5 protein-coding genes and 1 tRNA gene are annotated in these 7,350 nt (G+C 62.5%); 5 read left to right on the forward strand and 1 reads right to left on the reverse strand.

From position 1 onward, the window contains the following. Window positions 1–40: 40 nt before the first annotated feature. On the reverse strand, window positions 41–1,363 hold the full coding sequence (gene cytX, locus QCE48_RS03480) for a putative hydroxymethylpyrimidine transporter CytX (protein WP_309786089.1): 1,323 nt from the start codon (window positions 1,361–1,363) through the stop codon (window positions 41–43). Window positions 1,364–1,540: 177 nt separating this feature from the next. Here cytX and QCE48_RS03485 point away from each other — a divergent pair, with 177 nt between their 5' ends. The 5 genes from QCE48_RS03485 to QCE48_RS03505 form a co-directional block, all read left to right on the forward strand. Then, window positions 1,541–2,857, forward strand: a complete 1,317-nt coding sequence (locus QCE48_RS03485; RefSeq protein WP_309786088.1) for a replication-associated recombination protein A — start codon at window positions 1,541–1,543, stop codon at window positions 2,855–2,857. A gap of 69 nt (window positions 2,858–2,926) precedes the next feature. Then, the gene (serS, locus tag QCE48_RS03490; protein WP_309786087.1) at window positions 2,927–4,222 is read left to right on the forward strand and encodes a serine--tRNA ligase; all 1,296 of its coding nucleotides are present in this window, start codon (window positions 2,927–2,929) and stop codon (window positions 4,220–4,222) included. 117 nt (window positions 4,223–4,339) lie between these two features. Beyond that, window positions 4,340–4,430: transfer RNA gene (locus QCE48_RS03495), tRNA-Ser, on the forward strand. Between the two features lie 390 nt (window positions 4,431–4,820). Beyond that, on the forward strand, window positions 4,821–5,054 hold the full coding sequence (locus QCE48_RS03500; protein WP_309786086.1) for a hypothetical protein: 234 nt from the start codon (window positions 4,821–4,823) through the stop codon (window positions 5,052–5,054). A gap of 1,075 nt (window positions 5,055–6,129) precedes the next feature. Further along, window positions 6,130–7,350, forward strand: a 1,221-nt coding sequence (locus QCE48_RS03505; protein ID WP_309794081.1) for a phage late control D family protein, incomplete at its 3' end; no start/stop codon positions are given.

Genomic DNA, 7,350 nt, shown 5'->3' on the forward strand with positions numbered 1-7,350 from the left:
CAGGAAAACGGGCGCCAGCGGCGCCCGTTTTTTTGCGACGTCAGGCGAGCGCCGCGCGCCGGCCCGACACCAGCAGCAGATAGCACACCGCGCCGAGCGCGAGCGCGGGCAGCGTCGCGCCGAGATTCGGCAGCCACTGGCTGATCGCGTGATACGCCGCGATGCCGATCGCCCACGCGATGAACGCGCTCACGTGCCAGCCGCCCGAAAAGCCGTAGCGGCCGTTGACGTCGGCGAGAACGGGGACGTCGATGCGCCGCCGCCTCACGATGAAGTGATCCGCCAGCACGACACCGAAGAGCGGCGCGAACACCGAGCCGATCAGAAGCAGAAAGTTCTGATACTTGCCCATTTCGACGACGAGCGCGACGAGCGTACACAGCGCGCCGAACGCGGCGGAGAGCATCGGCACGCTGGCGCGCGCCCAGAACGTGCCCGTCGAGACGGCGGCGGAATGGATGTCGGCGAACGCGTTGTCGGTTTCGTCGATCAGGATCAGGAGCAGCGCGAGGCCGCCGCCCGCCTGTGCGAACGCGACCGTCAGGAGCGCATCGCCGCCGCCCGCGGCCAGCCCGTAGATCGCGCCGAGCGCATAGAACCAGATATTCGCGATGCCGTAGCCGAAGAGCGTGCCGCGGAAAGTGCCGCCCGCGCTCTTGCCGAAACGCGTGTAATCGGCGATCAGCGGCAGCCAGGAGAGCGGCATCGCGACGACCAGATCGATGCCCGCGCCGAACGCCATCTCGCCCGTGCCTGGACGGTCCATCAGCGCGGCGAGGTCGAGTTTCGCGAGCACGTTCCAGGTGAGCCAGCCCGCGCCGCCGAGCAAAAGCCAGATGCCCCAGGTGCGCAGAAAGCGCCGCACGAAGGACAGCGGGCCGGTGATGGCGAGCAGCGTCGCCAGCACGCCGAAGACGAGCGTCCAGACGAGCGGCATCGAGAGGCCGAAGGATTGTTTGGCGAGCGCATCGGCGGAATCGCGCATCACGATGATTTCGAACGAGCCCCAGCCGACGAGCTGCACCGCGTTCAGCACCGCCGGCACCGACGCGCCGCGCACGCCGAGCGTTGGCCTGAGCGACGACATCGCCGCGAGCCCGGTGTCCGTGCCGACCACGCCCGCGAGCGCGAGCAGGACGACGCCGATCGCGGTGCCGATCGCGATCGCCGCGAGCGCGTGCGGCAGCGACAGTCCCGGCACGAGCAGCGCGCCCGCCTGCGCGACCAGAAGGCCGATGCCGAGCGAGAACCAGAGCGCGAAGGCGTCGGAGGTCGCGAACGCGCGGCGTTCGGACGGCACGGGCGTGAGGGGCGCGTAGGCGTCGTTGGATGGTGTGCTCTCTGATGTGCTGTCGTGCGCCATTGGAGTCGTGTTCCTGTCGGTTCTGTCCGTGAAGTCTCGATGCGGGCGAAGGCCTTTCGCCGTCGCTGTCATAATGACCCGATTCGCTGGAGCGCATGGCCGAACCGCTGGCCGCGCCCTCGTCTCGAAAAGCGAGAGATTATCGCCGCCTTTGCCCAACCTGCGTCACATAAGCACATGTTCGAAGAAAATCGTGGCACCGTTCCGCTCGCCGAGCGCCTGCGTCCCCGCACCATCGACGACGTCATCGGCCAGAAGCATCTGCTCGGGCCGAGCAAGCCGCTGCGCGTCGCGTTCGAATCGGGCGAAGCGCATTCGATGATCCTCTGGGGCCCGCCGGGCGTCGGCAAGACGACGCTCGCGCGCCTCATGGCCGACGCCTTCGACGCGCAGTTCATCTCGCTGTCCGCGGTGCTCTCGGGCGTGAAGGATATCCGCGAAGCCGTCGAGACCGCGCAGATCCATCGCGCGAACGGGCACCAGACGCTCGTGTTCGTCGACGAGGTGCATCGCTTCAACAAAAGCCAGCAGGATGCTTTCCTGCCGCACGTCGAGTCGGGGCTGTTCGTGTTCGTTGGCGCGACGACCGAGAATCCGTCGTTCGAGGTGAACAGCGCGTTGCTGTCGCGGGCGGCGGTGTACGTGCTGAAGAGCCTCGACGCCGACGAACTGAAGGAACTGCTCGAACGCGCGCAGGCGGAACTCGGCGGCCTCACTTTCACCGACGAAGCCCGCGACGCGATCATCGGTTCCGCCGACGGCGACGGCCGCAAGCTCCTGAACAATCTGGAAATCGTCGCGCGCGCGGCGGCCCAGCAAAAAACGACGGAAATCGACGGCACGCTGCTTGGCAGCGCGCTCGCCGAAAACCTGCGCCGCTTCGACAAGGGCGGCGACGCCTTCTACGACCAGATCAGCGCGCTGCACAAATCGGTGCGCGGCAGCAATCCTGACGCCGCGCTCTACTGGTTCTGCCGCATGCTCGACGGCGGCGCGGACCCGCGCTATCTCGCGCGGCGCATCGTGCGCATGGCGTGGGAAGACATCGGTCTCGCCGATCCGCGCGCCGGGCGCATCGCGCTCGATGCCGCCGAAACCTACGAGCGGCTCGGCACGCCCGAGGGCGAACTGGCGCTCGGCCAGGCGATCATCTATCTCGCTGTCGCGCCGAAATCGAATGCGGGCTACAAGGCTTATAACGAGGCGCGGCGGTTCGTCGGGAAGGATCAGTCGCGCGGCGTGCCGGTGCATTTGCGCAACGCGCCGACCAAGCTGATGAAGGAACTCGGCTACGGCCACGAGTATCGCTACGCGCACGACGAGCCCGACGCATACGCGGCGGGCGAAACGTATCTGCCGGACGGCATGCGCGATCCGCACTGGTACGAGCCGACGCCGCGCGGTCTCGAAGGCAAGATCGGCGAGAAGATGGCGCGGCTCGCCGAACTGGACGCGGCGTGGCGGCGCGAGCACAAGGACGACAAGAAACGTTGACGAAACGCGGGGCGCCGCGTGTCGTGCGCTAAAATCGCGAATTCCGATTACTCAAAAGCAGCCCCCGCCATGCTCGACATCCAACTCCTGCGCAAAGACCTGGACGGCGTCGCGAAACGTCTCGCCGCTCGCGGCTACACCCTCGACGTCGCCGCGTTCTCGTCGCTCGAAGCCGAGCGCCGCGACATCCAGACGCGCACCGAAGAACTCCAGGCTCGCCGCAACAGCCTGTCGAAGCAGATCGGCGCGATGAAAGGGCGCGGCGAGGACACCTCCGCGGTGATGACGGAAGTCGGCGGCATCGGCGACACGATGAAGGCGTCGGCGGCGCAGCTCGAAGAGATTCAGAAGCGGCTGCACGACCTGATGCTCGGCGTGCCGAACCTGCCGCACGACAGCGTGCCCGTCGGCGACGACGAAACGCAGAACGTCGAAGTGCGCCGCTGGGGCGCGCCGCGCGCGTTCGATTTCGACGTGAAGGATCACGTCGACGTCGGCGCGCCGCTCGGGCTCGATTTCGAGACCGGCGCGAAGCTCTCGGGCGCGCGCTTCACGCTCTTGCGCGGGCAGATTGCGCGGCTGCATCGCGCGCTCGCGCAGTTCATGATCGACACGCACACCGATCAGCACGGTTACACCGAGACGTACACGCCGTACATCGTGAATCCGGAGATTCTGTACGGCACGGGCCAGCTTCCCAAATTCGCCGACGACATGTTCCGCGTCGAAAAGGGCGGCGCCGAGAACACGGTGACGCAGTACCTGATCTCGACCTCCGAAATCTCGCTGACGAACACGGTGCGCGACAGCATTCTCGAAGCGAACGCGCTGCCGGTGAAGCTGACCGCTCATTCGCCGTGTTTCCGCTCGGAGGCGGGCTCGTATGGCCGCGACACGCGCGGCCTGATCCGCCAGCACCAGTTCGACAAGGTCGAAATGGTGCAGATCGTGGCGCCGGAAAAGTCCTACGAAACGCTCGACGAGATGGTCGGCCACGCCGAGGCGATCCTGCAGAAGCTGGAACTGCCGTATCGCGTGATTACGCTGTGCACGGGCGACATGGGCTTCTCGGCGTCGAAGACATTCGACCTCGAAGTGTGGCTGCCGGCGCAGAACACGTATCGCGAAATCTCAAGCTGTTCGAACACCGAAGCGTTTCAGGCGCGGCGCATGCAGGCGCGGTTTCGTCACGCGCAGGGCAAGCCGGAGTTCGTGCATACGCTCAACGGCTCGGGGCTCGCGGTCGGGCGCACGCTCGTCGCGGTGCTGGAGAACTTCCAGAACGCCGATGGATCGGTGACGGTGCCGGCGGCGTTGCGTCCCTACATGGGCGGTATCGAGCGGCTGGAGCCGTCGAAGGCCTGAATCTTCCGGGAAGATGCAAAAAGGGGCTTGGAAAGCGAAATCGAGTCCGCTATAATGTTGCTCTTCGTTGAGCAACGACCCGCTCGATGAAGCGCCGGATCGAAAGATCCGGTAGACGGAAAGGTGGCAGAGTGGTCGAATGCGCTGGACTCGAAATCCAGTGTACAGTTTTGCTGTACCGTGGGTTCGAATCCCACCCTTTCCGCCAAGGATATTCAGAAAACCCCGTAAGTTCAACGACTTACGGGGTTTTTGTTTTTCAGCCCATCAATCAGCCTATCGCCGGGCAAAGTTCCACGGCTACCCCGGCGATTACTCTTGCCGTCTGAGGGCCGTCGCGCGTTCGCCACACTCCGCTAGAATCCGGCTATGTCCGTGCCGGTTTCTTCTGTTGCCGGTGTTCCAACCCTGTCAATGTGCCCGCCCGTTTGGAACCGGGAGGCGGACTTTAACGCCAAACAGAAGAGGCCACATATGCGCCATATCCCCGCTTGTCCCGAGCAAACAAAAGTCCCTGTCCCGCCCGAAACGATCAACCCATTACGCGCCACCGTACCTGTATTCATCGTTGCATGCGAAAGCGCAATGGCGGTGCGGCATGGCTGAATTTCTGCACGCTGACCGGCAACGGGATGACGCCCTGTTCGACGCCGCTGTTATCCGTGTCGATCAACTGCCCGCGCTGGCGGGGCTATTGAGCCTTGAAGAGGTAGCGGAACAGTTTGCCGGCTTGACGGTGGCGGGAAAGATAGCGATCTTCGGCCCATTCGAAGATGCGCTGACCGATGTTCGCGCGACGCTTACACAACACAGCACGCAGCCGATAAGTTGATCGGCACGACGTAGGGCGATTAACAAGGATCTCCCCAGCGATCGATCGCCGCGTTGGCGATCCTCATGCCTCGCCTGAGCGGTTTTCTTGCTCGCAATTTGACGTGACTTGCTGCGACCGGGCCGTTGCGGCGGCTGCCTTCGTGCTGGCGGTGTGGATTGCCGTCTTGCGTTGTGACTCTAAATCTCCCGTCCGAAATAAGACTGCGTGCACCGCCCGGTTTCACTGCATCAATGTGTCGGCACATTTTTTGTAGGGCTGGCCGTTTTTCCGATTTATCTGATACCCAAAACGTCTGTGATCCTCTGGAATTGCTGGGGAATATAGGCATCCACCTTGGACGCGCAAGTTCTCCCGACGCAAGTAACTGACGACTACATTTCAATTGAATAGGAAAACGAATATGACGAGCATTAACCCCGGCCCGAAGCCCAAACGAGAAGACGGCAAAGACGATGAGAGGCATCATGTGAATCCTCCAACCAAACCCAAGCATCCAACTTTGCCGATTCACGATCCCAAGAAGAAGTGAACGCAGGAACGCGAGCTGGGTTTTATCAGTCACGTGCGCTTCGCTGTGTCTCCCCGGTCGGGGAGACACAGCATAGAAGTCCCCTCATCACTTTGGAGTATTCGATGTTCTCCATCTTTACCAACTTGCTTCATTTTAAATCGGGAATTAGCAAATACGAGAAGCGGAAACCACTTACGGTCACGATGCCTCGATACGCGATTGACCTTGGCGTATGAGACAGTTAACGGTTGAAGAATCGGACAATCCGCGCCCGACGGAATGAGTTAGAAGGCCCGCATTGGTATTTTTATCAAAGAATCAAACGCGCCGCCACGCTCGGGCCCCGTTGCTATGTGCATGCGGCGCGCCTGACGCCGCTGGCGGGTAACCGGGGCATGGCCGCAGAAATATGCATCGGGAGAAAGCTGGCGCGAAATTCTGTCAAGACTTGTTAATTGTCACTTATCTCATATTAAATTCGTTCACCTTAATGGATTTAAATGTTCAGTTAACAGGTTTGGCAGCTAACGCTGCGTCGCTGGTCTTTTCAGGGAGCAGGGAGTGGCAGAATTTGATCCATTACGGCGGGGCGTCGCGGGACGCCAGGCGTATTTTCTCGACGTGCCCGGCACGGACAGCGCGGCGGCACTCTCGGTCGTGTCGTTCACCGCAACCGAAAAGATGGGCGAACCCAACGTCGTCCATATCGAACTGACTCATCCGCAGCAGCTACCGCGCGCCGATTATCTGAACCGTGACGCCGTTTTCAGCATCGAGGTCGACGACGGGACCGTGCGGCGCTTTTCCGGCTTCATTGCACGCTTTTCGACAGTGCAGACCACGAAGGATTTCGTCAAATTCGAAATCGAGTTGAGGTCGCATCTGGCACGGCTGAAGGCCGTCACGCGCAACAGGATTTTCCAGCACGGCTCGACGCCGGACATTCTGAAGGCGATCCTGCAAGCTCATGGCATACCGGACCATCAATTCCGGTTCCGGCTGCGCGGGCAATATCCCCAGCACGCGTTTCGCATGCAACACGGGATGACGGACTTCGACTATGCGCACATGCTCCAGGAAAAATCCGGCGTGTATTCGTATGTGGTCGAGAACGAACACGGCGATGAGGTGGTTTATGGCGACGACATCGACCACTACATCTACGACCCGCAACTGGTGGTGCCGTACCGCGAAGCGGCGGGACTCGACGCGAACGGCGTCGAGGCAGTCACGTCACTGAAGACGCACACGAAGACGGTGCCGCAGTCGTTCACGGTCGCGGATTACAACCCGGATGCTGCCTGGGAACGCTTCAGAGACGAGGCGAACATCGCCCCGCAAGACCCGACCACTTACGGCCGGCCGTATGTCTATGGCACCCATCACCTCGATCAGGCGGGCGCGAAGTGGGAGGCGCAGCTTCGGCACGAAGCGGCGATCGCCCGGCAAGTCGTCTACGAGGGCGAAAGCACCGTACTCGCGTTGCAGTGCGCGCGCGTGTTCGAAACGGACGTGGTGTTGCCCGATGCGCCCAAGGGTATGGTCGTCGTCGAGATCACGCATCGCGGGGCGCGCGACAAGGCTTATTTCAACACCTTCAAGGCGATTCCCGCGGACCGGCGTTTCCGTCTGGAACTGGAGCCGGAGAACTGGGCCAGGGTGAGCGGCACGCTCAGCGCTCGGATTTGCAGCCCGGACAGCTACGCCTACTCGTACATCGACAAGGACGGGCGTTATATCGTCCGCTTCGACTCGGATTTCGAGACGTGGCCCAACGGCGGC

This window comes from Caballeronia sp. LZ024, assembly GCF_031451455.1.
GTDB classification, from domain to species: Bacteria; Pseudomonadota; Gammaproteobacteria; order Burkholderiales; family Burkholderiaceae; genus Caballeronia; species Caballeronia telluris.

Bases quoted from the DNA above. Each gene is read 5' to 3' on its own strand.
- cytX (WP_309786089.1), bottom strand. From the start codon at position 1,363: ATGGCGCACGACAGCACATCAGAGAGCACACCATCCAACGACGCCTAC.
- QCE48_RS03485 (WP_309786088.1), top strand. From the start codon at position 1,541: ATGTTCGAAGAAAATCGTGGCACCGTTCCGCTCGCCGAGCGCCTGCGT.
- serS (WP_309786087.1), top strand. From the start codon at position 2,927: ATGCTCGACATCCAACTCCTGCGCAAAGACCTGGACGGCGTCGCGAAA.
- QCE48_RS03500 (WP_309786086.1), top strand. From the start codon at position 4,821: ATGGCTGAATTTCTGCACGCTGACCGGCAACGGGATGACGCCCTGTTC.